General features: G+C 37.7%; 22 protein-coding genes and 1 other RNA gene. 16 read left to right on the plus strand and 7 right to left on the minus strand.

Annotated features, from left to right (window positions below):
• Positions 1-27 precede the first annotated feature (27 nt).
• The 4 genes from HQN86_RS03905 to HQN86_RS03920 all read left to right on the plus strand — a co-directional run bounded on the left by HQN86_RS03905 (position 28) and on the right by HQN86_RS03920 (position 4,367).
• On the plus strand, positions 28-1,464 hold the full coding sequence (locus HQN86_RS03905) for an ATP-dependent DNA helicase (protein ID WP_172659717.1): 1,437 nt from the start codon (positions 28-30) through the stop codon (positions 1,462-1,464).
• 52 nt (positions 1,465-1,516) lie between these two features.
• Positions 1,517-2,176, plus strand: coding sequence for an MCP four helix bundle domain-containing protein (locus HQN86_RS03910; protein WP_246269417.1), 660 nt, complete (start codon positions 1,517-1,519; stop codon positions 2,174-2,176).
• Positions 2,177-2,237: 61 nt separating this feature from the next.
• The gene (locus tag HQN86_RS03915; RefSeq protein ID WP_172659719.1) at positions 2,238-2,648 is read left to right on the plus strand and encodes a GtrA family protein; all 411 of its coding nucleotides are present in this window, start codon (positions 2,238-2,240) and stop codon (positions 2,646-2,648) included.
• 12 nt (positions 2,649-2,660) lie between these two features.
• On the plus strand, positions 2,661-4,367 hold the full coding sequence (locus HQN86_RS03920; protein ID WP_172659720.1) for an ArnT family glycosyltransferase: 1,707 nt from the start codon (positions 2,661-2,663) through the stop codon (positions 4,365-4,367).
• 128 nt (positions 4,368-4,495) lie between these two features.
• On the opposite strand, the gene HQN86_RS03925 is transcribed toward HQN86_RS03920, so the two are convergent.
• The gene (locus tag HQN86_RS03925; RefSeq protein WP_172659721.1) at positions 4,496-4,792 is read right to left on the minus strand and encodes a Dabb family protein; all 297 of its coding nucleotides are present in this window, start codon (positions 4,790-4,792) and stop codon (positions 4,496-4,498) included.
• Between the two features lie 240 nt (positions 4,793-5,032).
• Here HQN86_RS03925 and HQN86_RS03930 point away from each other — a divergent pair, with 240 nt between their 5' ends.
• The 8 genes from HQN86_RS03930 to HQN86_RS03965 are packed head-to-tail and all read left to right on the plus strand — an operon-like array spanning position 5,033 to position 13,309.
• Positions 5,033-6,061: an AAA family ATPase gene (locus HQN86_RS03930; RefSeq protein WP_172659722.1), complete on the plus strand. Its 1,029-nt coding sequence runs from the start codon at positions 5,033-5,035 to the stop codon at positions 6,059-6,061.
• 3 nt (positions 6,062-6,064) lie between these two features.
• Positions 6,065-6,940, plus strand: a complete 876-nt coding sequence (locus HQN86_RS03935) for a DUF58 domain-containing protein (protein WP_172659723.1) — start codon at positions 6,065-6,067, stop codon at positions 6,938-6,940.
• 5 nt (positions 6,941-6,945) lie between these two features.
• On the plus strand, positions 6,946-7,917 hold the full coding sequence (locus HQN86_RS03940; RefSeq protein WP_172659724.1) for a hypothetical protein: 972 nt from the start codon (positions 6,946-6,948) through the stop codon (positions 7,915-7,917).
• Complete coding sequence (locus HQN86_RS03945) at positions 7,904-8,908, plus strand: vWA domain-containing protein (RefSeq protein ID WP_200869908.1); 1,005 nt, start codon at positions 7,904-7,906, stop codon at positions 8,906-8,908. Before HQN86_RS03940 ends, HQN86_RS03945 begins: the two co-directional genes overlap by 14 nt.
• Positions 8,909-8,911: 3 nt before the next feature.
• Complete coding sequence (locus HQN86_RS03950) at positions 8,912-9,949, plus strand: vWA domain-containing protein (protein ID WP_172659725.1); 1,038 nt, start codon at positions 8,912-8,914, stop codon at positions 9,947-9,949.
• Complete coding sequence (locus tag HQN86_RS03955; RefSeq protein ID WP_172659726.1) at positions 9,949-10,689, plus strand: tetratricopeptide repeat protein; 741 nt, start codon at positions 9,949-9,951, stop codon at positions 10,687-10,689. Before HQN86_RS03950 ends, HQN86_RS03955 begins: the two co-directional genes overlap by 1 nt.
• A gap of 27 nt (positions 10,690-10,716) precedes the next feature.
• Positions 10,717-12,543: a BatD family protein gene (locus HQN86_RS03960; protein WP_246269419.1), complete on the plus strand. Its 1,827-nt coding sequence runs from the start codon at positions 10,717-10,719 to the stop codon at positions 12,541-12,543.
• Positions 12,536-13,309, plus strand: a complete 774-nt coding sequence (locus tag HQN86_RS03965; protein ID WP_172659728.1) for a tetratricopeptide repeat protein — start codon at positions 12,536-12,538, stop codon at positions 13,307-13,309. Before HQN86_RS03960 ends, HQN86_RS03965 begins: the two co-directional genes overlap by 8 nt.
• Positions 13,310-13,338: 29 nt before the next feature.
• Here the strand turns inward: HQN86_RS03965 and HQN86_RS03970 are convergent, their stop codons facing one another.
• Positions 13,339-13,740 (minus strand): c-type cytochrome, encoded by a 402-nt coding sequence (locus HQN86_RS03970; protein WP_048906729.1) that lies wholly within the window; start codon positions 13,738-13,740, stop codon positions 13,339-13,341.
• A 135-nt stretch (positions 13,741-13,875) separates the two neighbouring features.
• On the opposite strand from HQN86_RS03970, the gene HQN86_RS03975 reads away from it, so the two are divergent.
• Genes HQN86_RS03975 through HQN86_RS03985 form a run of 3 tightly spaced genes read left to right on the plus strand, consistent with a single transcriptional unit; the run spans position 13,876 to position 20,735 of the window.
• Positions 13,876-15,585 carry a glycoside hydrolase family 26 protein gene (locus tag HQN86_RS03975; RefSeq protein ID WP_172659729.1) on the plus strand — a complete coding sequence of 570 codons (1,710 nt, stop codon included), beginning with the start codon at positions 13,876-13,878 and terminating at the stop codon, positions 15,583-15,585.
• A 55-nt stretch (positions 15,586-15,640) separates the two neighbouring features.
• Positions 15,641-16,972: a glycoside hydrolase family 2 TIM barrel-domain containing protein gene (locus HQN86_RS03980; RefSeq protein ID WP_172659730.1), complete on the plus strand. Its 1,332-nt coding sequence runs from the start codon at positions 15,641-15,643 to the stop codon at positions 16,970-16,972.
• The gene (locus HQN86_RS03985; RefSeq protein WP_172659731.1) at positions 16,947-20,735 is read left to right on the plus strand and encodes a glycosyltransferase family 2 protein; all 3,789 of its coding nucleotides are present in this window, start codon (positions 16,947-16,949) and stop codon (positions 20,733-20,735) included. Before HQN86_RS03980 ends, HQN86_RS03985 begins: the two co-directional genes overlap by 26 nt.
• Positions 20,736-20,841: 106 nt before the next feature.
• Here the strand turns inward: HQN86_RS03985 and HQN86_RS03990 are convergent, their stop codons facing one another.
• Both HQN86_RS03990 and HQN86_RS03995 read right to left on the minus strand, forming a co-directional pair.
• A complete protein-coding gene (locus HQN86_RS03990) occupies positions 20,842-21,165 on the minus strand; it encodes a nuclear transport factor 2 family protein (RefSeq protein WP_172659732.1) in 324 nt (107 codons plus the stop codon).
• Between the two features lie 23 nt (positions 21,166-21,188).
• Positions 21,189-21,980, minus strand: a complete 792-nt coding sequence (locus tag HQN86_RS03995) for an SDR family oxidoreductase (protein WP_172659733.1) — start codon at positions 21,978-21,980, stop codon at positions 21,189-21,191.
• Between the two features lie 128 nt (positions 21,981-22,108).
• Between HQN86_RS03995 and HQN86_RS04000 the strand changes: the two genes are divergently transcribed.
• Positions 22,109-22,453: a winged helix-turn-helix transcriptional regulator gene (locus HQN86_RS04000; protein ID WP_172659734.1), complete on the plus strand. Its 345-nt coding sequence runs from the start codon at positions 22,109-22,111 to the stop codon at positions 22,451-22,453.
• 182 nt (positions 22,454-22,635) lie between these two features.
• Here the strand turns inward: HQN86_RS04000 and HQN86_RS04005 are convergent, their stop codons facing one another.
• The 3 genes from HQN86_RS04005 to ssrA all read right to left on the minus strand — a co-directional run bounded on the left by HQN86_RS04005 (position 22,636) and on the right by ssrA (position 25,061).
• A complete protein-coding gene (locus tag HQN86_RS04005) occupies positions 22,636-23,367 on the minus strand; it encodes an SDR family oxidoreductase (RefSeq protein ID WP_172659735.1) in 732 nt (243 codons plus the stop codon).
• A 116-nt stretch (positions 23,368-23,483) separates the two neighbouring features.
• Positions 23,484-24,395 carry an AraC family transcriptional regulator gene (locus tag HQN86_RS04010; protein ID WP_172659736.1) on the minus strand — a complete coding sequence of 304 codons (912 nt, stop codon included), beginning with the start codon at positions 24,393-24,395 and terminating at the stop codon, positions 23,484-23,486.
• A 299-nt stretch (positions 24,396-24,694) separates the two neighbouring features.
• Positions 24,695-25,061, minus strand: a transfer-messenger RNA (tmRNA) gene (gene ssrA, locus HQN86_RS04015).
• Positions 25,062-25,126 lie beyond the last annotated feature (65 nt).

Below are 25,126 nucleotides of genomic sequence, written 5' to 3' on the forward strand. Positions count from 1 at the left end.
ATAACATCACCATTGCATATTTGTTAAATGGATAAAGCGACCCTAATAGCCCAGTCTTATCAATTTACTCCTACTGCAGAACAGTTTACTTTTTGCAGTGAAATGGCTTCTTTTTTGTCACATCAATTAGATGGTCAGTGTTTCATACTAAGGGGGTATGCAGGTACAGGTAAAACTACCTCGGTAGCCGCGCTGGTAAAGGCTTTACCTAAGTTTACTTTACGCGCTGTTTTGTTGGCTCCTACGGGAAGGGCTGCAAAAGTAATGAGCAACTATACCGGCAGAAAAGCATTAACCATTCATAAAAAGATCTATAGAAAAAAAACTGCAGTAGCTACTGATATGTCATTCCAGTTGGCCCCAAACCTGGCAGAGCATACTTTATTTATCATTGATGAGGCATCTATGATTGCCGACGAGTGGAATACGCAAACGGGTTCGTCGTTTTTAAAAGACCTGATGGAGTTTGTGTATAACGGAAAAAATTGTGCAGTTGTTTTTGTGGGCGATACTGCCCAGTTGCCACCGGTTGGAAGTCTGGATAGTCCGGCATTAAATAAAGAATACATTGCTTCAAATTTTGGGATGAGGGTAACGGCTGTGGAGCTAAAAGAGGTGGTGCGTCAGGAAAAGAAATCGGGGATATTGGCCAATGCTACTATGCTTAGAAAACTGATTAATGATGACAGTGAGACAGAAAAGGTTGAGCTGCCAAAGTTCATCACTAAAAACTATAAAGATATTTTTAGAATGACGGGCGTAAAACTAGTTGAAGGATTGGAATACGCCTATAACAAGTTCGGTATAGAGAATTCACTTGTAGTTTGCAGATCTAATAAGTCTGCGAATGTTTATAATCAGCAGATCAGAGCCAGACTATTGTACCGTGAAGAAGAGCTGACAGGGGGCGATCAGATCATGGTAGTTCGGAATAACTATTTCTGGCTGCCGGAGAATGAGTCGGCTGCTTTTATCGCAAATGGAGACATGGCCAGGATACGCAGGGTAAGGGGTATTGAAGAGCGCTATGGTTTTCGGTTTTGCGAAGTTCAGCTAGAATTTCTTGATTTCCCGGAAGCAGGGGAGGTTACCTGCAAAGTTATATTGGATACGCTGACTGCAGAAACACCAAACCTTTCTTATGAGCAAAGCAATAAGCTTTTTGAAGGGCTTAATCTGGATTATGATCATATAAGCAACAAAAGAGATCGTTTAAATAAAATTAAAGAAGATCCATATTATAATGCACTACAAATTAAATTCGCTTACGCGGTAACCTGCCATAAGGCCCAGGGCGGGCAATGGGATGCTGTATTTGTGGATCAAGGTTATTTAACGGAAGAGATGATCGATATGGATTTCCTAAGATGGCTTTATACTGGGGTAACAAGAGCGAAAAAAGAATTATTTTTAGTAAATTTTGCACAAAACCTATTCTCTTCTCCTGCTGAAGAACAATTTTAGATGCTAACCTGAACTTACTGATATGAGATTTGCTTACTCTATTAAACAAAAAATGAAAATTGCAGTGCTGTTATTTTGTATAATGGCGTGCACAATACTGATCAGGTTTCTGGAAGATAAGAGTGTTAAAAGCATGAATGAGTCATTTGTTTCGATGTATAACGATCGCCTTATTCCAGCTACAGACTTATTTTACGTTGCTGAGAATGCTTATGCAAAGAAATCGATGATCGAGGATTTTTTGAATACAGCTTATGAGCAATCTTTTAATCCCGCTGTTTTTAAAGCCCAGCTTGCATCGTACAACAGGGCAATAGATTCTTTAATTAAAAAGTATGAGAAAACTTTTCTGGTTAAACAGGAAAAGGAAAAGCTGATTGTTTTAAAAGATGGTCTTGAAAGTACAGGGAAGATTGAAGATCAAATCATGGCATTTGCTGATAAAAGAGATATTTCCAGTGCCAGGAAACTTTATGCACAAGAGGGAAGAGCTTCGTCAAAAGGCACGATTCAAAAATTATCTGAATTAATGAGGATACAAACCCAGGTTGGTGAGGAACTAATTAAAGATTCAGCGTTTATGGTTTCAGGTAGCAAACTGTACTCGACTTTACAAGTTGCATTAGCTATTCTTATTGGTATTTTAATAGTAGGAATTGTCTTTACATCGAACGTTGTAAAGATCAATAATGATAAATTTAACCTTAATTAACCATTTATTACAGGCTTTTCCATTACAGATTATTATGTTTGTTTCTGCAAAAAGTAACAACATGACACCAATAGCGGCCATTGAATTTAATAGTGCTTTCTTTTTCAAGTTTTTAAAATTCGGGTTGGTAGGTTTCTCAGGTCTTATTGTTGATTTTGGTATTACTTATCTCTGTAAAGAAAAATTAAAGATTCATAAGTATATATCCAATTCATTGGGTTTTATAGTAGCAACAGGGTCTAACTACACACTTAACAGATACTGGACTTTTGATAATCATAATCCCGCCAGCATTATTCAGTTTGGTAAGTTCTTTGTGATTTCGTTGGTAGGATTGGCGATTAGTAATATGATTATTTATTTGCTGAATGATAAGTTGAAATGGAATTTTTATGTTGCCAAAGCCTGTGCAATAGTATTGGTTTCATTGTGGAACTTTTTTGCAAACTATCTTTACACATTTACTGGATAAACCCTACTGCTAATGCTGCAAACAAAAAAAAGTTCTGAACAGATATTGTTTATATTTCTGGGAATATGGACTGTATTTAATATCATTCAGGCTGGTTTTGTAGAGGTTCATGCTGATGAGGCTTATTACTGGGTTTATTCGAGATTTTTAGACTGGGGGTATTTTGATCATCCGCCAATGGTTGCCCTGTTTATTAAAATAGGCGATTCATTATTGCCTTCTACCCTTGGATTGAGGATATTAACGGTTATAACAAGCACGCTCTCTGTTTATTTGCTGTGGCAAATTGTAGGTCGTTATGTCCAAAATATAAAGCTCTTTATTCTGCTGTTTTCAGCAATAGTACTGTTCCATGTATATGGGTTTATCACCACACCAGATTCTCCTCTCTTCTTTTTTACGGTATTGTTCTTTTATGTGTATCAACGTTACGAAGCTGAGAATAAGATTAAATGGGCTTTGCTATTGGCCCTGGTTATTGCCTGCTTACTTTTCAGTAAGTACCATGGCATATTGGTTTTGTTTTTTACCATATTGTCTAATCTTAAATTATTAAAAAGGCCATCTTTCTGGCTTATTGTAGTCATATCTATAGTTGCTTATCTGCCGCATATACTGTGGCAGGTTCATAATAATTACCCGTCATTTTATTACCATGTGATAGATCGATCTGCGGCTATTTATAAGTTTAATTTTACTTCAGAATACTTCCTTGCACAGCTTGCACTTGCCGGCCCGCTTGTTGGTTGGTTTTTATATAAATCGGTAGTGGGTTTGAAATCCTCAGATACCTTTCTTAGGGCAGTTAAATTTAATTTTTACGGAATATTTATATTCTTTTTGTTTAGCACCCTAAAGGGAAGAGTAGAGGCCCACTGGACATTACCTGCCATGTTATGCCTGTTTATTCTGGCTTATATTGCTATGGCCAGAAAGCCTGTGCCTAAATGGTTTGAGAAACTCGCTATCGTTAATATTGCATTAATTGTTTTGGTGCGGCTGATATTGATCATCCCGATAGATGCTTTAATGAAGGTAAATGTTGTTGCGTATTATTTTGGAACGGAGAAGTGGGCTAAACAAATCCATGAAAAGGCCGGTGATTATCCGGTAATATTTTACAACTCGTTTCAAACTCCATCGAGATATAATTATTATAACCGCAGCACAAAGGGTTTTAGCTATGATTCAAGATATTACAGGAAAAACCAGTACGATATATGGCCTTTAGAAGATAGCCTTAGGAACAAGAAGGTTTATTTTGTAATACCTGATAGTCATGGTGATCAGGCCAAACAAGATACTATTAACACAAGTAAAGGCGTGTTTTATGGAGCATGGATAGATAAGGTAAGAATGTATCAGAAGGTATCTGTGAATCCGGTTGTAGCTCCGGGAGATTGGAAGAGCGGAGAGGCTAAGACTTTGAAATTGAAGATAACTAATCCTTACAATGAGCCCATTTCATTGGGCAATAAGGGGGAAACCTGGAAATGTTACCTGGAATACGGGTTTAAAAAGGATGATACGCTAAGTGAGTTTAAACCTGTTGTAATGAATTTGGAGCATATTCAGATTGGGGCAGGAGCGCCTGTAGAAATAGAGGGAGTGATAAAAGCGCCGGTTCAGGCAGGGAAATATAAAATGATCTTTTCTTTAAGGACAGAGCCTTTTTTAGGGGGAAGAAACAGCAACATGATTGGTGTTGAAGTGAGATAATACACTCGTCATTCTGAATTTATTTCAGAATCTCGTTTAAGCAGGTCTGTTAATACCATGAGTTGGATTCTGAAATAAATTCAGAATGACGAACGATTAATAATTCAGCATAACAAATGCGCTTTGAATTATTGTGCGTCGTATATGATTACTTTTTCAAAAAGACTACGGAATTCATCTAAAAAAGCGGTATGTAAGTGGTGTACCTGATAAACATCGTGTCCGGCAAGATCCTCAAAGAAGATGCTAAGTGAAAAGGTATAAGTAGTATCAACAACTGCGCGTTCAATAGGTGCAGGTGTACCGATATGTAATGTTTTTACAGATTCTACACCCTTAAGGGTTTCCAGGCTTTTTCTGAAGGCAACTTTTTGTTCTTCGGTAGTGTCGGCTTTAAGCCAGAATAATACGTGATGAGCTAGCATATGATATATTTTTCGGTAAATATAAAAAAGAATCGGAGATAGGTCCTAAGATCTATCCCCGAAATCTAACTAGCGTGCACAATAGAAACGGGATAAGATACTGAAACGCTACAGTGCCTATGAACTAAAATTAACAACGTTAAATGTGAGTTTTAACATATTTTAACAATAAACAGGTTTTAAGGGCTTGCGAAAGGGTTAAGGTTTGTCTAATTTTCGCAGCGAAAATAAATGGTCTAAATGGAAGAAGTAAATAATACCACTGACAGCTTGGCGTATGGCACTGATATCCGTGCGCTGAACGAAATGATACAAAAGGAAAGCGCATTTATCGATCTGCTTTTTATGGAGATGGATAAAGTGATTGTTGGCCAAAGATATATGGTAGAGCGCTTAATGATCGGTCTGCTTGCAGACGGACATATTTTGTTAGAGGGCGTACCCGGACTTGCAAAAACACTTGCAATCAATACCTTATCTAAAACTATTGATGCAGGCTTCAGCAGAATCCAGTTTACACCAGATCTTTTACCGGCCGATTTGGTAGGTACTATGATCTATAATCAGAAAAAAGAAGAATTTATTGTTAGAAAAGGTCCTTTGTTCTCTAATTTCATCCTTGCAGATGAGATCAACAGGGCACCGGCAAAAGTGCAGAGTGCTTTATTAGAGGCTATGCAAGAGCGCCAGGTGACTATTGGAGACACTACTTTTGAATTACCTAAACCTTTCCTGGTTTTAGCAACCCAGAACCCAATAGAACAAGAAGGAACTTATCCATTGCCAGAGGCACAGGTTGATAGGTTTATGCTTAAAGTAGTGATCGGCTATCCTAAAAAGGAAGATGAAAAGCTGATCATGAGAGCAAATATTGCCCCTCAGGGAATGCCAAAACCAAAAGCTATCCTACATCCTGATGATATCATCAGAGCAAGGAAGGTTGTAAGGGAAGTATATATGGATGAAAAAATTGAGCAATATATTATCGATATCGTTTTTGCTACCCGTTACCCGGATCAATATAAACTGGCAGATTATAAAAACCTGATCAGTTTTGGAGCCTCACCACGCGCAAGCATAAATCTTGCCTTGGCTTCAAAAGCCTATGCTTTTATAAAAAGAAGAGGATATGTGATTCCAGAAGATGTAAGAGCTGTTTGCCATGATGTTTTAAGACATAGAATAGGTTTGACCTATGAGGCTGAGGCGGAAGATATTAATACAGAAACCATCATTACAGGAATATTGAATGCAGTAGAAGTACCATAGCTTATGGATACCAAAGATCTCTTAAAAAAAGTAAGAAAGATTGAAATTAAAACCCGTGGGTTAAGTAATCAGATCTTCTCGGGAGAATATCAATCGGCATTTAAAGGCCGGGGTATGGCCTTTAGTGAAGTCAGGGAATACCAGATGGGTGACGAGATTCGTACCATCGACTGGAATGTTACTGCCCGTTTTAATCACCCTTATGTAAAGGTGTTTGACGAAGAAAGGGAGATGACAGTGATGTTACTTGTTGATGTTAGCGGGTCTAAGAATTTCGGAACGCAGACCCAGCAAAAACAAGAACTTGCTACCGAGGTATGTGCTGTGCTGGCATTTTCTGCTATACAGAACAATGATAAGGTAGGTGTATTGTTTTTTAGCGATAAGGTAGAAAAGTTCATCCCTCCTAAAAAGGGAAGAAGTCATATTTTGATGATCATCAGGGAACTGATAGATTTTAAACCTCAGAACAGGGGTACAAATGTAGCTGAAGCTTTAAGATACTTTACCAGCGCTATTAACAAAAGATGCACTTCCTTTCTGATCTCTGATTTTATGAGTAATTCTTTTGAGAATGAACTTAAAATAGCCAACAGAAAACACGATCTTATCGCACTTAGGTTATATGACTTGCATGAGGAAGAATTTCCTAATCTGGGACTTATCCCTGTTAGGGATGAAGAAACCGGTGAGTACGAGTGGGTAAATACTGGGGATAAACGTGTTAGACAGGCTTATAAAGTTGCAGCAATGGAGAGAAATGGGAAACTAGAAGATCTTTTTAAGAGATCAGGAGTAGATTTTACAAAAATTGGAACCCATCAGTCATATATTAAACCATTAATGACATTATTTAAAAAACGCGAAGCCAGAAGGTAGGGGATATGAAGCAATATTTTAATTTTAGCTGGTGTTTAATGCTATGCCTGGCTTGCTTTACTTATAAAAGTAATGCTCAGGATATAAAGGTAGAGGCTAAACTAGATAAGTCGACCATTGTTTTGGGAGACCAGACAATTTTGCGCTTAAGTGCCCGATTGCCGGTAAATGAGAAAATCAGTTTTCCTGCATTGGCAGATACCATTTCTTCTAAAATACAGATTGTAGAGGTTGGCAAAACCGATACTATAGCAGATAAGAATAATCCTAAAGTGGCTACAATTAGTCGCCAATATACAATCACTTCTTTTGATGCTGGATTGCAGGCCGTTCCGGCTTTCTTGTTCCAGGTAAACACGCAAAGTTTTAAAACCGATCCTTTGCCCTTACAGGTTACTGCTGTTGCTGTTGATACTACAAAGGCCATTTATGACATAAAGCAGCCCCTTGCAGTAAAATATTCCTTTTTAGATTGGCTAAGGGACCATTGGCAGTGGGTATTATTGTCGTTCGTGATAATTTTACTGATTGCAGGGGTGATCTATTACCTATGGCAGAAAAGGAAGAACAAACCGGTTAAGGTGGAGGTTAAGCCATTGGTACCTGCAGATGTAACCGCATTAAATAAGCTAGCCGTTTTAAGAGATAAAAAATTATGGCAGCAGGATGAGGTTAAACAATACCATATTGAACTTACTGATATATTGAGAGAGTATCTTGAAAAACGCTATCATGTTAAGGCACTTGAGCAAACCTCTGAAGAGATTTTTGCAGGTTTAAGACATATGGAAATTACGGATCAAAACAGGAGTAAATTACGTCAGATATTAATGCTGGCCGATCTTGTGAAGTTTGCTAAAGGGATGCCTTTAAACGCAGAAAACGAGCAAAGTATCGAGAATGCAATCAGTTTTGTGACCAACACTAAAGAGATTAATCAATTACCCGATAATAAAGCGCAAAATGAAACTGTTTAGTGGAATCGAATTTGCTAATCCAGGGTTTTTCTGGTTACTACTGCTGGTACCTTTAATGATTGCCTGGTACATCTGGCGCAATAAGAAGCTTCAGGGTACAATGCGCATATCGTCTGTTAAGGCCTTTATGGGTGTAAAGAAAAGCGGCTATGGTGTTTTACGGCATTATAGCATTGCATTGAAATCATTAGCCCTTATTGCAATAATTATAGGCCTGGCCAGACCCCAGAGTGCATTAAGTTGGCAAAATACAACAACAGAAGGAATAGATATTGTTATTGCTACTGATATTTCCGGAAGTATGCTTTCTGAAGATTTAAAGCCAAACAGGCTGGAGGCAGGAAAAAATATTGCTATAGACTTTATAAAAGACAGGCCCGATGACCGGATAGGTCTTGTGGTATTTAGCGGCGAAAGTTTTACGCAGTGCCCGCTTACCATTGATCATGATGTATTAATTAACTTATTTAAAGGAATTAATAATGGAATGATTGAAGATGGTACGGCGATAGGAATGGGCCTTGCAACAGCTGTTAATCGCTTAAAAGATAGCGAGGCAAAAAGTAAGGTGGTTATTTTGCTTACGGATGGCTCTAATACGGGTGGTTCAATACCTCCGGTAACTGCTGCCGAAATTGCCAAGCAAATGAACGTGCGTGTTTATACAGTTGGGGTGGGTACTAAAGGATATGCACCTTATCCTGTAAAAACACCTTTTGGTATACAGTATCAGCAAGTTCCTGTTACCATTGATGAAGGAACGCTTTCCAGTATCGCAAAAATTACCGGAGGTAAGTACTTCCGTGCTACAAATAACGATAAGCTAAAAGAGATTTATCAGCAAATTGATCAATTAGAAAAAGCAAAGATCGCTGTTACACAGTATCATAAGAAAACAGAGCGTTTTTTGCCTTTTGCATTGATTGCGCTGGCTCTTTTGCTGGTTGAATTTGGATTAAGAAATACATTGTTTAAAGGAGCTTTAACTTAATATATGTTACGTTTTGAACACATAGCGCTTTTATGGGGGCTAGCTGCCATTCCATTGTTTATCCTGATTTTTTTTCTGGTGCGCCGGTGGAAAAGAAAGGCGCTGGCCAGTCTTGGCGATAAAGCTACAGTAAGGAAAATGATCCCAGAGGTTTCTTTTACCAGACCGGGATTAAAGTTTATCTTTTTTACCGTTGCTTTTGCATCATTAGTTATTGGTGCTGCCAATCCTCAAATTGGAACTAAGGTGGAAGAGGGTAAAAAGAGCGGCGCTGATTTAATGATCCTGCTTGATGTTTCCAATAGTATGCTTGCAGGAGATCTTTCTCCGAACAGACTTGAAAATGCAAAAAGGGCAATATCACAATTGATTGATAACCTTCATAACGATAGGATAGGGATTATCATTTTTGCAGGAGAGGCTTATGTTCAGTTGCCCATAACAACTGATTATTCTGCTGCTAAATTGTTCCTGAATAACATTAGTACAGATATCGTTCCGACACAAGGAACTGCAATTGGTGCTGCAATTGATATGGGTATGAAATCTTTTGATTTTGTAAATGGAACAAGTAAAGCAATGGTACTGATGACTGATGGAGAGAATTTTGAGGATGATGCTATTGCCTCTGCAAAAAGAGCAACCGAAAAAAATGTTGCAATACATGTTATTGGCCTCGGTTCTGCAGAAGGAGCTCCGGTTCCAATTTATCAGAATGGCAATCCAACAGGCTTTAGAAAAGATGAAAAGGGGCAAACGGTTATCACCAAGCTAAATGAGCAAATGTGTAAGGAGATCTCTGAAGCTGGTAACGGAGTTTATGTTAGGGCCTCGAATGCCAATAGTGGATTGGGAATTGTGATGAATCAGATCAGCAAAATGGAGCAAAAGACATTTGACAGTAAAGTATTTAAGAATTATGAAGACAGGTTCCAGTTTTTTCTTGGGTTTGCTTTAATACTATTGGTTATAGAATTCTTTATCTCAAGTAAAAAGAACCTGAAATTAAGTGAGTTGAATTTGTTTGAAGTAAGAAAATAATGAAGCAGTTTATCATCATCATATTTATATTATTACAAGGCACTTTGCTTTTTGCTCAGAAAGAGAAGAAGTATATCCATAAAGGGAATCAGCTGTATCAGGAAAAGAAATATGCTGAGGCCGAGGCGAGTTACAGGGAATCGGTAGATAAATCGAAGGCTTCTGTGGAGGGAAACTTTAATCTTGGGGATGCTTTGTATAAGCAGAAGAAATTTGATAATGCTGCTCAGAAGTTTACAGATATTGCATCATCATCTGAGAATAAAGCGGTTAAGGCCAAAGCATATCACAATCTGGGCAATTCATTACTAGAGTCGAAAAAGCTGGAAGAAAGCATCGAAGCCTATAAAAAATCATTGATCAATAATCCTAAAGATGATGAGACTAGGTATAACCTGGCTTATGCGCAGGAAAAGCTGAAACAACAGCAGCAACAACAGAATAAGGATAAAAACAAGGATAAAAATAAAAAGGATCAGGATAAGAAAGACCAGAACAAAGATCAAAATAAGGATAATAAGGATCAGCAAAATAAGGATCAGCAGAACAAGGATAAAGACAAGCAGGATCAGGATAAAAAAGATCAGAAAGACGGACAACAGCCGCAACCTGATAAATTATCGAAAGAAGATGCTGAAAGAATGCTTGAAGCCTTAAAGAATGAGGAAAAGAACACTCAGGATAAGCTTAAAAATAAAAAAGCAAAAGGTGTAAAAGGCCGTATTGTTAAAGACTGGTAGACTGAGTATTTTTGCGCTAAAATGAAAATGAAACACTATATATTGTCGGTATTACTGCTGTGGACAAGCGCCTTGTTTGCCAATGGAATAAAATCTGGTGCCCAGGATGTAAAAGTTACTGCATCGGTAAGTAAAAGTGTGGTGGGTACAGGAGAGGCATTTGAAATTAGTTTTTCTGTAAATGGCAATATAGAATCGTTTAATCCACCAGCCCTTAATGGCTTTCAGGTCGTTGGGGGGCCAAATCAATCCTCAAGTTATTCATCTATTAATGGAAACACAACAGCCAGCATGTCTATTAGTTATGATCTTGTTGGGGTTAAAGAAGGTGAATATATTATAGGACCGGCACTTGTTGTTGTGAATGGAAAACAGGTTAAGTCAAACTCTGTTAAAATAAAAGTAGTAAAGGGTAAGGCTGTACCTCAAGGGAATCAGCGAAATGCGGTACCTCAGGGAGATAAGGTTGCGGAAGGAAATAGTATAGACATTTCAAAGCGGTTATTCCTTAGAGCGGTTGCAAATAAAACCAATGTTTATATCGGGGAGCAGTTTTCAGTTTCCTATAAATTATATACCAATATTGATCTGGTAGACAATGCGCTTGATAAATTGCCGGATTTTAATGGTTTCTGGAGTCAGGAGATCAAAAATAACAGCCAAAATGTACAGTGGGAGATCGAAACTTATAATGGTGAAAAATACCATGTTGCAACCCTGAAACAGATTATTCTTTTTCCGGAGCGTTTTGGCAAGCTCACGCTCGATCCTTTGGCGATGACTTTTGTGGTAAGGCAAGCTGCACCTTCAAATGATCCTATTGAACAGTTTTTTGGAGGTTCTTATAAGGATACAAAATACAAGATTAAAAGTACACCAATTACCATTAATGTGAAACCTTTGCCGGAAGCAGGCAAACCAGAGGGTTTTAATGGGGCCGTTGGAAACTTTTCTATTGGGGCTAACTTAGATAAATCATCAGTTAAAGCCAATGAAGCATTAAACTATACCCTTAAAATTACCGGATCAGGTAATTTAAAGTTGTTAAAGGCTCCGGAATTAACCCTTCCGGCGGATATAGAAAAGTATGATCCAAAGGTAAACGATGATATTAAAGAGACCATGACCGGTGTTTCCGGCAGTAGGGAGTATAGCTATTTACTTATCCCAAGGCATGAAGGCAATTATACAATTGAACCGTTAAAGTTCTCTTATTTTAATCCAGCAACGGGAAGATATGTGAGCCTCACATCCGGATCATTTCCCGTAAAGGTGGCAAAAGGCGACCCAGGTTCAAATGTTACCGCTTATGCAACAGGTGGACAGCAGGATGTTAAAACGCTGGCAAAGGATATTGCTTATATTAAAACAGGAAACCCTGGTTTAACAAAAGATGGCGAAGGCTTTTATGGTTCAGCTTTATATTATATGCTCCTTTGTACAGGTCCTGTTCTATTTTTAGCGGCATTTGGATATAGAAAATGGTATAGAGAAAACAACAGAGATGTTATAAAGGTAAAGGGTAGAAATGCCAACAAAATTGCAGCTAAACATCTGGCCAGTGCCCAGAAGCAATTGATCAGCGGAGATAAAAAAGCTTTTTATGAGAACGTATACAGAGGATTGTATGGTTATTTAAGCGATAAATTAAATATCTCTGCCGCGGATTTAAATAAAGAGAATATTGGGGAACAGCTTAAGTTAAGGACTGTTAATGAATCCATAATCGATCAATTAACAGATACGCTAGACCTTTGTGAAATGGCGAGATATGCACCTATTTCTGGTATATCTGAGCAAGAAGTATTTGATAAGGCGAAAACTATTATTAACGATATAGAAGACAATGCATAATCGCTTGAACCACTTTTTTTACAGTTTTATACTGCTGGTGATATCGCCTTTGTTTTTGTGTGCCAAAGGGAATCCGGAGGCGCTGTTTGCGAAGGGTAACAGTCAGTATGCGAAAGCACAATATAAAGAGGCTGCACAATCTTATCAGGAAGTGTTAAATGATGGGTATAAATCAGCTGAGGTATATTTTAACCTGGGTAACGCCTACTATAAAATGGGAGAGATGGCACCTGCTATTCTTTATTACGAAAAGGCATACAAAGTTACGCCAGGAGATCAGGAAATTAGCTTAAATCTTCAGCTTGCTAACTTAAAGATTGCCGATAAAATAGAATCAGTACCAGAATTTTTTCTGACGAAGTGGTGGAAATCTTTCTTTCTGTTTTTTTCTGCACAAGCATTATCCGGGTTCGCAGTTGCGTTTTTACTGCTGGGTTTTGCTTTATTGATTGTTTACCTTTTTGCCATTTCGATCTCAATTAAGAAACCAGCTTTCTACGCTGGTATAATTCTACTTGCTCTGGGACTGTTATCCATTTTTATAGTAAGCACACAAAACAGTTACCTTAATAGTAGCAGTCAGGCTATTGTATTTAATGGCACCGTGAATGTAAAGAGTGGCCCTGATGACAAGTCAAAGACACTTTTTGTGATTCATGAAGGAACCAAAGTTACCATTAAGCAAAACGACAACAACTGGATTAAAGTAGAGTTGCCTAATGGAAACATTGGTTGGGTTGAGGTTATTGCCGTAAAGGAAATTTAAACCTTTCTAAAATCAACAATTAATTCATTCTATTTTGTTTCCGGATGTTCCTTCCCATTGTGGCAGGTAATGCAGGAAATTGCTAAAAGAGCTTTTCCATCTTTGTCTTTACTGCCAATCGGGTGAAAATATTTTTTATTAATCTTCATTGTCATACGCATCATATCTCTGGCAGTTTCTTTTTCCGGTTTTTCATCGCTGGCAAAATCTAGTTTTTTAGGATCGTCTTTTCTTGCTGCATGGCAGAAGTTACATTTTACTCCTAAGGCTGTTTTAAAGCCATCCATAACTTCTTTAAGCTGATCATGACTGATGTCTTTAGGAAGAACCTTCAGGTTTGTAGGCTTTTCGTCGGCCTGCGGCATAAATGCGCTTAGCATAACGACTGTACTTAACAATACAGATAATGTGATGGTTTTTTTGTAGGTCATTTTGAGAAGTTTGATAAACTAATATACTAAATATCAATTAAAATATATTCAGGTAGAAGAGTTGAGAAGTATAATCGTTACAAAGAATTATATTTACACCTTCTGACTACAACGGGACTATTACAGTTAAATAAAATGAAACATAAAAAACGCCTCTACTATTTTGTTATATTAATTTTACTTGTGCTTTTTGGTAGTTTTCTGTATTTCAAACCGGTGCTCAAAACAATGGTTGTTAATGAATTTAGAGATAGGTCGTATGAGAAATTAGTTGGTGTATATGATGAAAAGAAAGATGTTCCGTCTGATGTGATAAACAATATTAAACACGTATCGATTAAATGGAAATCTTTTGCATTAAGTTCTAATAGGAAAGCTTTGCAAAATGCAATAGTAGAAAATAAGAACGTTCTGATTACTATTGAGACCTGGCCAAGTTTTAATGCTGAAAGTATTTCTGTTCTTGATGAGGTTCTGAAAGGCAGCTATGATAAAGAGATCAAAGCATTAGCGAATGTAGCGAACCTGAGTAAAGGATCTGTTTTTGTACGGTGGAACCCGGAAATGGAAGTGCCTGTAAAACAATATCCCTGGCAGTATCAATCCCCATCAACTTATATAGATGCATTTAACTACTTTTCGGTTCATTTAAAAAAACTTGCCCCTAAGGTTAAAATTGTTTGGGCTCCTACAGGATATCCAGGTGATTCAGAATTCTGGCCAGGAAAGAATAATGTTGATTTAATTAGCATTGTACTAGGCAGTGGTGGAGAAAAATTATCAAACATATATCCTTCGAATTTAACTGATTTAGATAAATTAAGATTTAAGCTTCATAGACTCCGATTTATGGATAAACCCGTATTTATATTGTCTGCAGATGGGATGGGGAATGTTCAAAAAACAGATTCCATTCTTAAAAAGATTGAAGTAGAAAGAAACTTATATAAAAACACCATTTATTCGAGTGAAAACTTTAAGGAGCCATTTGTTAACAATCAAATCAGAAAGAATTTAGTCTTGGGTGTATTTGACCCTATGAAGAAACTAATAGATGAGCCGGAAATAGGTGTAGAGCATATATTTGTTGATTGGGGTGAAATACAACGAGGGGAATTTCTAAAGAAATTTAATGAGATTATTACGAGAAAGCATGATGTTATTTTAACGATGGAACCTTGGAAAAGTACCAGTAATCTTCCTGATCCAAATGTACTGCAAAGTACGTTAAACGGAAAATATGATAAAGAGATTTCTAAACTTTACAGCGTAATTGCCAATGTTAAACAAACCGTATACCTGCGCTGGGCACATGAAATGGAAATTCCTATTCATCGTTATACCTGGCAGAGCCAGGATCCCGTGGTATACATAAATTCATTCAGGTATTTTATGAATTTCTTAAAAGAGAAACCTAAAAATATTCAAAGAGTTTGGGGACCAGCTGGAGACAGAGGCTCGGCAGATTGGTACCCTGGCAACGATGTGGTTGATTATATCAGTATTGCTATATATGGTTTACCGGATAAAAACATTACTGATGAAAATATGCAGGAGGCTTTTAGCAACATATTTCAACGTAAAAGCTATAGAATGAGGTTCTTCAATAAACCAATATTTATAACTGAGTTCGGTGTAAAGGGGTCGGAGAAATATCAGGATAGATGGTTAATAGACGCTGCGAAAACCATTCAAAACGACAAGCAGATTTTTGGTGCATGTTACTTTAATTTATACGACAATCCGAAAGCCTGGGGCCATATAAAAGCTCCTGATTGGAGCATAAGTAAAAACTCATTAAAGAAATTCAGTTCAGAACTGAAACAAAGTTTTACTTTAAAATAATTAAGTTTTAAGTGTTTGCAGGGATTTGTTATATTTAGCGTATTATAAACTTGGGATGCTCTTAACTTTAAGAAAATATTTATTTTTTTTTCTCTTTTTAAGTACGCTGTATGCTTGCTCAGACAGCCGGTCAAAACGATCTGGTAAAGTTTTTATTGAGCAGAAGGACGGTGATTTTAAATTATTTAGAAACGGGAAACCCTTTGCTATTAAAGGCGCCGCCGGTTCTGAACATTTAGACCTATTGTCTGAACTTGGGGGAAATACCATCAAGACATGGGATACCACCCACATCGACTCTATACTGAAAAAGGCAAACGAGGCAAACATTGCTGTCATCATTGGCTTACCAATACCTGAAAGCAAACACATGTACTTTTATAATGACGATGCAAAGGTCGCCAGCCAATTTAAAGCGATAAAAAAGTTAGTTAACAGGGTGAAAGACAATCCTTCTGTACTAATGTGGTGTGTGGGTAATGAGCTTGTTTTTCCACATAAGCCCTCTTATAATAAATTTTACGGGGCATTTAATGATATCGTTGATATGATCCATAGTGATGATCCAGATCATCCGGTTACAACTACTATGATAAACTTTCAGCGTAAAACGATCTTTAATCTTAAGATGCGAACCAATGTAGATATTATATCATTCAATATTTTTGGCAGAATAGAATCTTTAAGTCAAGAGTTAAAAGACTTTTCCTGGTTTTGGAAGGGACCTTATCTGTTAACTGAATGGGGCATTGATGGCCCATGGGACGGGACTGCGGAAACAGCCTGGGGTGCTAAGATAGAGCAAACAAGTACAAAAAAAGCTGAGCAATATTATTCCAGATATAAAGAGAAAATGCCTGTAAATGACGGAAGATTGCTGGGCTCATTTATTTTTTACTGGGGACAGAAACAAGAAACCACACATACCTGGTTTAGTATTTTTGATGATGCAGGAAACAAAACGGAAGTAGTAGATGCTGCCGAAGCTATCTGGAAAGGCAAGCCATTGACCACCACAGCACCAAAATTAAACTATATGCTCCTGAACAGTAAAGGGGCAAAAGATGATATATTTCTAAAGCCAAATGAGAAAAATACCGCAGAAGTATTGATGTTAAACGGTGATGTCAATGTTAAAAGAATTGTTTGGGAAATTTATCCTGAAGATTGGTATAAAATCAACAATGTAAACAACACTAAAAAACCTTTACTTATTAAGGGGCTTATTGAGCACACTCAGGATTTGAAGGTTATCTTTAATACTCCAATTAAAGAGGGACCGTATAGAATATTTGCAACAGTTTATGACGATAAAGGTTATGTGGCAACATGTAATACACCATTCTACGTATTAAAAACAGATGAAGATAGTAGAGCCAGTAATTAATCCAACGAGAAAACAGACTTTCACTTTACGCTTAATGATTGTCATTGGCATGCTTTGCATGGCTTTGTTTCTTAGGGAGCTGTTTTTAACTGATGCCGAAAGTATTCCATTATACTGGATGTTGATGGCCACACTAATTTTCATGTGCCTTAAAATAGTGCACGAATGGATACATTACTTTTATATAACTGTACCGGATACACCTAAAGCGGAAAAGATATATACCGTTGATATATTTACGACTTTCTGTGCCGGAGAGCCTTATGAAATGATTAATGAAACATTAATCGCTATTAAAGCAATTAAATATCCCCATAACACCTTTTTATGCGATGAGGCCGATGATCCTTATCTAAGAAAAATATGTGAGGAACTCGGTGTAGTTCATGTTACCAGAATAAAGAAAATCAATGCAAAGGCCGGGAACATCAATAATGCATTAAAGCAGTCATCAGCAGAACTTTGCGTGGTATTGGATCCCGATCATGTTCCTTTTCCGGATTTTCTGGACCCAATAGTAAGCCATTTTAATAATCCTGAGGTTGGATTTGTGCAAATTGTACAATCCTATAAAAATTATGACCAGAGTTTAATAGCCAAGGGAGCGGCACAGCAGACATTTCAATTCTATGGCCCGATAATGATGACCATGAATAAATATGGAACTGTGCTTGCTATTGGAGCAAACTGCACTTTTCGACGTTCTGCATTGGATTCTATCGGTGGGCACGCAGCCGGATTGGCAGAAGACATGCACACTGCGATGCAGTTACATGCAAAGGGTTGGAAATCAGTTTACGTTCCTGCGGTATTGGCAAGGGGCTTGGTGCCAAGTACTTTATCTGCATATTATAGTCAGCAATTAAAGTGGTCGAGAGGTGTTTTTGAACTATTGGTTACTTCCTATCCCCAGTTATTCAAGAATTTTACCTGGCAGCAAAAGCTGCATTATGGTATTATACCAATGCATTACCTATCGGGTGTCATTTTTCTTATTAATTTTTTGATACCAATATTTTCTTTGGTTTTTAATACCAGTCCTATAAATATCGTTTTCTTTAATTTCATAACAATTAGCTTCCCGCTGGTGATGTCAATAATCCTGATAAGGCATTTTGTACAGCGATGGGTAATGGAAGAAGAAGAGCGCGGATTCCATGTAGTTGGGGGGTTGTTAATGATAGGGACATGGTGGATATTTATTATTGGATTATTCTACACGATTTTACGCAAAAAAGTTCCTTATAACCCAACGCCGAAAGATGGTAGGGATGAAAATAACTGGAGTTTAAATATTCCCAATATAGCAGTAATAGCAATCTCTCTCTTTTCAATTATATTTGGATTATATAAAGACTGGAACCCTTACAATTTGATTATGGCGGGGTTTGCAGGACTTAATTGCATTATATTGTCGTTTACAATTGTTGCAAGCAGACAAAGTCAATTCAGGAAGTTAAAGAGGAAAGTACCAGTACTAAACTCAACAATGAGTTATGTTTCGGAATTTAAAGCGCGCTTCTGGAAACTCAGGAGAAAAATATATAGTGGAGTTAGGAGTACTGCATTAATGATTACCACACTTATTGTTTGTGGGGCGATCTATTTTGTAAATACGCGCTCTGGCAACGAGGTAAAACCACTGCCTTATAATTATAATAAAGACATATTTATTTCAGGGATATTTGCCCCCGAAAAAAGCAACGGGTTAACTTCTTTAAAGCTTGTTAAGCAATACGAAATTCAGAGTAAATTACATTTTGGTATAGTTTCTCTTTACATTCCATGGGGAGATCATGCTGAATCTATGCTGCCCAACTCACTGATAGATTCAATTTACAAATCAAACGCTATACCAATGATTAGTTGGGAACCATGGCAAAGTTTATTTGATAAAGTAAAAAGTTTTGAGGAAGGGCAGAAAGAAGAAAAGGTGTTCTCACGTATCCTAAAGGGTGATTATGATGATTATTTAAATGCTTTTTCTAAGCAAATAAAATCGCTTAAACGCCCTGTTTTTATTCGGTTTGCCCACGAGGCAGACAATCCACAATATCCGTGGTCTGCTAAAGGAGGGAATAGTGCAGAAGAGTTTAAAGATGGCTGGAAATACGTTCACGACTATTTTAATAAAAATGGTGCCTATAACGCGATATGGGTTTGGAATCCCTGGAAGTCTGATGCGGTGTCGGGATATTTTCCTGGAAGGCCATATGTGGATTGGATAGGTGTTACTAATTTAAATTACGGTACTAGAAATGGTAGCAATAGTTGGTACAGTATGGAGCAGCTTTATCAGCCATTCCACAAAAATCCTTTATTCAAAACTGATTTACCTGTTATGCTTGCGGAAATGGGATCGTTGCCAGCTGAGGGTAAGCAAGATCAGTGGTTTCAAAATGCGTTTAAAAGCATTAGACGTAAATTCCCGGAAATTAAAGCAGCTGTATTCTTCAACAGTAGCTTAGATAGAAACACGATAGACACAGCTATTGGCAAGCCTCTGAATTGGAAAATTGAAGATTTTACCAAAGTAGGTTTGGCATTAAAAAAATACAACAAAAAGCGAAGCTGGATAAATTATCCAAATGGTATTGAAACTGCTGTAAACAACACAGAAAGTTCTACAAAAAATATAAACACTCAGGTTTTATCAGAGATAAGAGGGGTTAATTATGCAAAAGGTCAGATATGGTCTACCAATTACCATGCTTTAAAGAAGAAAGAAATTGTAGCTGATATTTTGGAAATGAAAAAAGTAGGCTTCAATACGATCAAGTATTTTGGGCCAAGTGTATATGACCGAAATGTATTAAATGTTGCTGAAGATAATGGACTTAAAGTAGCCTACAGTTATTGGCTGCCGGATAATAGTGACTTTATTGCCGACAGAAAAGCTTTAGATAGTTATGCGGATAAAGTGTTAAATACTGTAGCAGAATTAAAGGGTAGAAAAGACATCATTTTATGGAATATTGCAAATACGCCTCTGCGTAAACTGGAGCATGATTACTATATGCCAGATCTGTTTTTCCCGCGGGAAGCATATATTTCATGGTTGCATAAGTTAGTAAAGGAGATTAAGAAAATAGATCCGAGCAGACCAGTTACCGTAGATCTGTATGCAAACAATAATCTGGGTAAGAATATCGCCATGCTTCATAGCAGGATTCCTGATATCGACTATTTTGGTTTGGTTGCGGATAAGAATTCTGATTCTGTTTCATTGTCAGAAATAAAGAATTTCAAAGAGCCATATTTCTTTAGCAGGGTAAATACTTCAGATTATTTAAAGAACAAGAGTGCTAAAGCAGGTGTGTTTATAGCCAACTGGCAAGATGAAATGACTAATCAGTTTGTCACATTTGATGGTCTTAAAGATTACTCCGGAAAGAATAAGTTTGAATTTTATGAGCTGTCAAATCAATGGACCGGTTCAAAATTACCTTCAAAGATGCCAATGATAAAGGTATTGTTGCCTTCGGTAACCATATTTGCGAATATGCCTGTAACATACCGGGCTTTGGTCTTAAATTCAAACGAGTGGAGTTTACCCAAGCCTGAGGCAAACTTAAGGTTTAAATGGAATCTTGTGAAAACTGATTCCTATGGTAATCCTGTTAATGTGATAGAACTGGGAGAGGGAAGTAGTATGACCTTAACCATTCCCGAGAATCCGTCAAGTTATAAACTATATCTCTATGCAATGAATGATAGTGAGGTCAAGATCGTAAGCACGAAACTTAATATTCCATTGAATTAGAGATAAAACATAAAAGGCTACCATTACAGTAGCCTTTTATGTTTTAATCGGTGGACTTGAGGGGGGAGACAATCGAACTTTTTTGGCTAAAATTAGGCATTCCCACTTATCCTATAATCTTCAATGACTGTATAAGTTCATCGACTATTTTCAGGTGATAGCTCATTAAAATAGGGCTACCTGGAAAATTTCCTGAAACTTCTGCTTTTAAAATACTTTCAGTTTCTTTCTCTTCGAAACTAACGGCCTTCATGGTGGCTTCGTAACGCTCGTTGGCGTCCGCTATCCAATGCTCTATTTCTTTTCTTCCACTGTGCGTTCTGCCCTCATCAAAAACTAGTGCTGTTTCTGAAAAACATTTCGCATAAGCAACACTATCAAAACTGTTCTGCGCTTGTACTAGATTAGTTATTACTTTCGGTAAGTTCATTTTTTTTTAATTTTTAAAGATGATTAAATTGTTGGTAAGGTGCCTCCGTCGATAACAAATTCAGTTCCTGTCAGATAACTAGCTCTTGGCGAAACTATAAAACCGACCAGTTCAGCTACTTCCTCCGGCTCTGCAGGTCTGCCAAAGGGTATGCCACCCAAGGCATCCATTACGCTTTTCTGGGCCTCCTCAATGGAAATATTTGATCCTTGGGCGATCCTTTCCAAAAAACCTTTTACTGCAGTGGTTTTTATCCATCCTGGAGAAACAGTCAGTACGCGTACACCTTTTGGCGTTACTTCATTTGATAGGCTTTTACTATAGTTGATCAGTCCCGCTTTTGCAGCGGCATAAGGTAAAGTGGAGTCATATAAAGGCAATTTGCCCTGGATTGAAGCAATGTGGATAATAACACCACTTTTTTGTGCAATCATCTGCGGTAAAAATCCCCTGTCTAGTCGAACAGGCGCAAGCAAGTTTGCCTGTAGGGTGGATTCCCAATCTTCATCGGTTAAGGAGGCAAAGCCCCCGGCCGGTGTTTGCGAAGAACCAAGGTTGTTCACCAAAATATCTAGTCTTCCATAAGTCGACAGCACTTCGCTGGTTACTTTTCGGACTCCTTCTGCCTTACTTAAATCGGAAGGAATGAAATGTAGGTTGCTGTTCTCTTTTTCGGGTGCGTTCCTTGCGGTAATGATAACCGTTGCGCCGGCTTGCAAGAGCCTTTCTGCAATTGCCCTTCCGGCTCCTTTTGTCCCTCCCGTTACCAGGGAAATCTTGCCCAATAACTCATTGTTGAAATTAAATTGTTCCATATTTAAGAATTGTTTACGGGACAAAATTGGGGAGTAAAAACAGTTTACACAATTACGGAATTACGATTCGGATAGGAATAAATTTTTCCCCTATTGCACAAAATGGAACATAGGTGTAACTTTATAAAATGTACGAAAGAAAGATAATACCGAATTTGAATTGTGGATTTGATCTTATCGGTGAAGTACTTTTCGGAAAATGGAAAATCCGTTTGCTATGGTTTATCAATGAGGGGCATAAACGCCCAAGCGAATTGCAACGCAAAATCCCAGATGCTTCGCGTAGGGTCTTGAATATTCAGTTGAAAGAGCACGAACTGGTGACTAGAAAAATTTTTCCTGTTGTATCGCCAAAGGTAGAATACAGCCTTACCGAATTTGGTAGGACATTAATCCCAGTGATTGCAGCATTAGGGCAGTGGGGTGATGAAAACGAAGTGCGTTTGCGTGATGTGATTTTAAGACAAGTTTAATATTGCTTAATTTCACCTCTACAAGTAACGCTTCTTTGAAGAATCAACTTTAAACACCTCACCTCATAATTCGCATGGATGCTATACAGGAAAATCTGGATGGTAAAGTATCCTAGCTTTTATAGTTCCCCTTGGTCTTGGTCCCAGGTGATTATGCAATTCTGTTTTACCTTACCTCCTATTTACCAGGGTAAAAATTCGTCTGATTGTGAAAAAGTTCCTGTTGGACCATTCTCATCAATTAATGCCATGGCAACGCCAGACTTAGCACCTTCTTCCGGAGTTAAGGGTGCCTGATCTGAACCGATGGATGTTTGCACCCAACCTGGACTAACTGCATTTACTTTAATCTTGGAAGCGTCAAGGGCATTAGCCAGAAAAACTGTGAACTGGTTCAATGCCGTTTTTGAAGCACTATAAGCATAAGGTTTTAAAGCGTATAACCAATGTTCTTTATCCAAATGAACACCAAAGGAACCGGACAAGCTGCTGATGTTTACAATACGCCCCGCTTTGCTTTTTCTTATTGCGGGCAATAATGCCTGAGTCAGCTCTACGGTACCGAAATAATTAATATCAAAAGTATCCCGCAGGGTTTGTACGGGTACAGTTTCCGTGTTATTTCCGAACCACACGCCGTCTAAAAATACGGCTGCATTGTTGATTAGAATGTCCAAGACACCATATTCGCTTTCAATATATTTTCTAACGTTATCAATATCAGCCGGATTACTGATGTCAAGTTTAACAAAGATAACATCTAATGATGCTTCCCTTAAGGCCGCTTCCGCTTTTTTGCCTTCGATTTCATTTCTTGCCCCTAATAAAACTTTAATATTATGAGCTGCTAGTTGTTTCGCTGTTTCAAAACCTATTCCTTTATTGGCTCCGGTTACTAATGCTAACTTTTTCATTTTGCAAGTTGTTTAATTTCAATGCAAATGTAGAGAGGATGACATGGCCAATGTTAGCGTAAATAAAACCGATCCTTACTAAAATCAAACTTTCTTGCACAAACTTCGAGGAGCAGCTATTCCTTATGTAATTTTCTGTATCCTGTGGGAGAACTGCGGGCATGCTTTTTAAAGAATAAATTGAAATGTGACGGCTCTTCGAAACCGAGTGCAGAAGAAATCTCCGCAATGTTCCAGTTGGTTAATTTTAATAAGATCTTAGCCTCTTGAACAAGTCTTGCTGCGATGATCTCACTTACGGTTCTTCCTTTGGACAATTTTACCTGGCGGTTCAAATAATTGGGATGGAGTGATAGACTGTCTGCGAAATCCTTTGCAGTTTTAAATTTGATCGTATCCTGAGGGGATTCTATGGGAAACTGCGATTCTAACAATCTTATAAAGGAACAGGCGATAACCTCGGTGGTATTATTTGTTTTTACGAAGGAGCTAAACGGAGCGAGTTTTTGTGCATTAAAAATAATTTCAAGTAAATAGGTGCGTAGCAGATTCTCTTTAAAAGGGCTATCGGTTTGTGATTCATCAAACATTTTATTGTAGACCTCAATAAAGTGTTTCGTCTGTTCCTCTGTAAGGGAATAGATGTTCTGCCTGCCTGGTTTATAGATCGGAAATTCAAGTAGACGATAACCACTGTTAACTTTAGTAATAAACTCCTCTTTAAACACGCAACTGATGCCGGAGTACCCTAAACCGGCCGAATGTATCCCAAAAGGAATTTTTGTGGTGGTGAATAGTAAAGAGTTGCCCGAAACATCAATGTTCTTATCTTCAAATTCAAGCCGATAGTTCCCTTGTAATAAAGTGGCGGTGTAAAATTTCTTCCTGCTATATTCCAATGAAAAAATCGGATTCCCGGTTATGCTCAGGTCCAGTATATGAAAAGTATTTGGACTATTTTGGATTGTGTCTGATAAAGCAGTACTATTTGCCGGGTCAATAGAAGATGTAGCATCAGATATTTTCATAAGCAAAAATAAGTAAAATTCAGTTCAAAGATTAGCGCCTAATTTAAATACATCGTTTCAGCCAGTTATTTGAATAAACATCCCTTTGATTTTTGGTCGATGTAGTGGTAAAGAAGGAAAGGACTTTTCAAAGTAGTTTACTGCTAATAATTAGCTAATTACGGTTTTATGGAAGGAAGTAGTTTAGATAATCGAACACTTTAACTGCTTGATATCAAATGATCTATTATTTTTTTTGAAAAAGAAAAAACCTCTAATTTATCTTTAACTATTTGTTAATCAATAAATTAGAGGTTATTCCGTGGACCCGAAGGGAGTCGAACCCTTGTCCAGTTGTGTGATAAATTATGCTTTCTTCATGCTTATTTTCCAATTAATTGTAGGGATCTGGCGGGCTGGAAACCGACCTAACCTTTCACCTTAGGTACTTTATCTCACAAATGTAGCGTACCTTACAAATGCCAGCTTCGTTATTTCGATGCTCCGGATTCTAGCCTAACGATGCAGCAGCTAGAGGAACAAAAGCTTATCTAATTCTAAATTAGGCAGCTAAGGCGTAGTTATTTTCGCCAATTATAGTTTGAACGTTATCTTTTAAGTGCTCTCCGTACAACGCACTGCATGCTTACATACTCAGCGCCACCCTGTCAAATCCAGAACGAGCCCATTATATGTGCTGATGGTGTGTGGTTAACTACTCCTTTCAAACCATCAGCTTAGATACAAAAGTA

The organism is Pedobacter panaciterrae (genome assembly GCF_013204795.1).
Taxonomy (GTDB): domain Bacteria; phylum Bacteroidota; class Bacteroidia; order Sphingobacteriales; family Sphingobacteriaceae; genus Pedobacter; species Pedobacter panaciterrae.

Coding starts and splice junctions, on each gene's coding strand:
- HQN86_RS03960 (WP_246269419.1), top strand. CDS start 10,717: ATGAAACACTATATATTGTCGGTATTACTGCTGTGGACAAGCGCCTTG.
- HQN86_RS03925 (WP_172659721.1), bottom strand. CDS start 4,792: ATGCTAGCTCATCACGTATTATTCTGGCTTAAAGCCGACACTACCGAA.
- HQN86_RS03950 (WP_172659725.1), top strand. CDS start 8,912: ATGTTACGTTTTGAACACATAGCGCTTTTATGGGGGCTAGCTGCCATT.
- HQN86_RS03970 (WP_048906729.1), bottom strand. CDS start 13,740: ATGACCTACAAAAAAACCATCACATTATCTGTATTGTTAAGTACAGTC.
- HQN86_RS03980 (WP_172659730.1), top strand. CDS start 15,641: ATGCTCTTAACTTTAAGAAAATATTTATTTTTTTTTCTCTTTTTAAGT.
- HQN86_RS03965 (WP_172659728.1), top strand. CDS start 12,536: ATGCATAATCGCTTGAACCACTTTTTTTACAGTTTTATACTGCTGGTG.
- HQN86_RS03910 (WP_246269417.1), top strand. CDS start 1,517: ATGAAAATTGCAGTGCTGTTATTTTGTATAATGGCGTGCACAATACTG.
- HQN86_RS03905 (WP_172659717.1), top strand. CDS start 28: ATGGATAAAGCGACCCTAATAGCCCAGTCTTATCAATTTACTCCTACT.
- HQN86_RS03975 (WP_172659729.1), top strand. CDS start 13,876: ATGAAACATAAAAAACGCCTCTACTATTTTGTTATATTAATTTTACTT.
- HQN86_RS03930 (WP_172659722.1), top strand. CDS start 5,033: ATGGAAGAAGTAAATAATACCACTGACAGCTTGGCGTATGGCACTGAT.
- HQN86_RS03985 (WP_172659731.1), top strand. CDS start 16,947: ATGAAGATAGTAGAGCCAGTAATTAATCCAACGAGAAAACAGACTTTC.
- HQN86_RS03920 (WP_172659720.1), top strand. CDS start 2,661: ATGCTGCAAACAAAAAAAAGTTCTGAACAGATATTGTTTATATTTCTG.
- HQN86_RS03995 (WP_172659733.1), bottom strand. CDS start 21,980: ATGGAACAATTTAATTTCAACAATGAGTTATTGGGCAAGATTTCCCTG.
- HQN86_RS03940 (WP_172659724.1), top strand. CDS start 6,946: ATGAAGCAATATTTTAATTTTAGCTGGTGTTTAATGCTATGCCTGGCT.
- HQN86_RS04000 (WP_172659734.1), top strand. CDS start 22,109: ATGTACGAAAGAAAGATAATACCGAATTTGAATTGTGGATTTGATCTT.
- HQN86_RS03945 (WP_200869908.1), top strand. CDS start 7,904: ATGAAACTGTTTAGTGGAATCGAATTTGCTAATCCAGGGTTTTTCTGG.
- HQN86_RS04005 (WP_172659735.1), bottom strand. CDS start 23,367: ATGAAAAAGTTAGCATTAGTAACCGGAGCCAATAAAGGAATAGGTTTT.
- HQN86_RS03915 (WP_172659719.1), top strand. CDS start 2,238: ATGACACCAATAGCGGCCATTGAATTTAATAGTGCTTTCTTTTTCAAG.
- HQN86_RS03990 (WP_172659732.1), bottom strand. CDS start 21,165: ATGAACTTACCGAAAGTAATAACTAATCTAGTACAAGCGCAGAACAGT.
- HQN86_RS03955 (WP_172659726.1), top strand. CDS start 9,949: ATGAAGCAGTTTATCATCATCATATTTATATTATTACAAGGCACTTTG.
- HQN86_RS03935 (WP_172659723.1), top strand. CDS start 6,065: ATGGATACCAAAGATCTCTTAAAAAAAGTAAGAAAGATTGAAATTAAA.
- HQN86_RS04010 (WP_172659736.1), bottom strand. CDS start 24,395: ATGAAAATATCTGATGCTACATCTTCTATTGACCCGGCAAATAGTACT.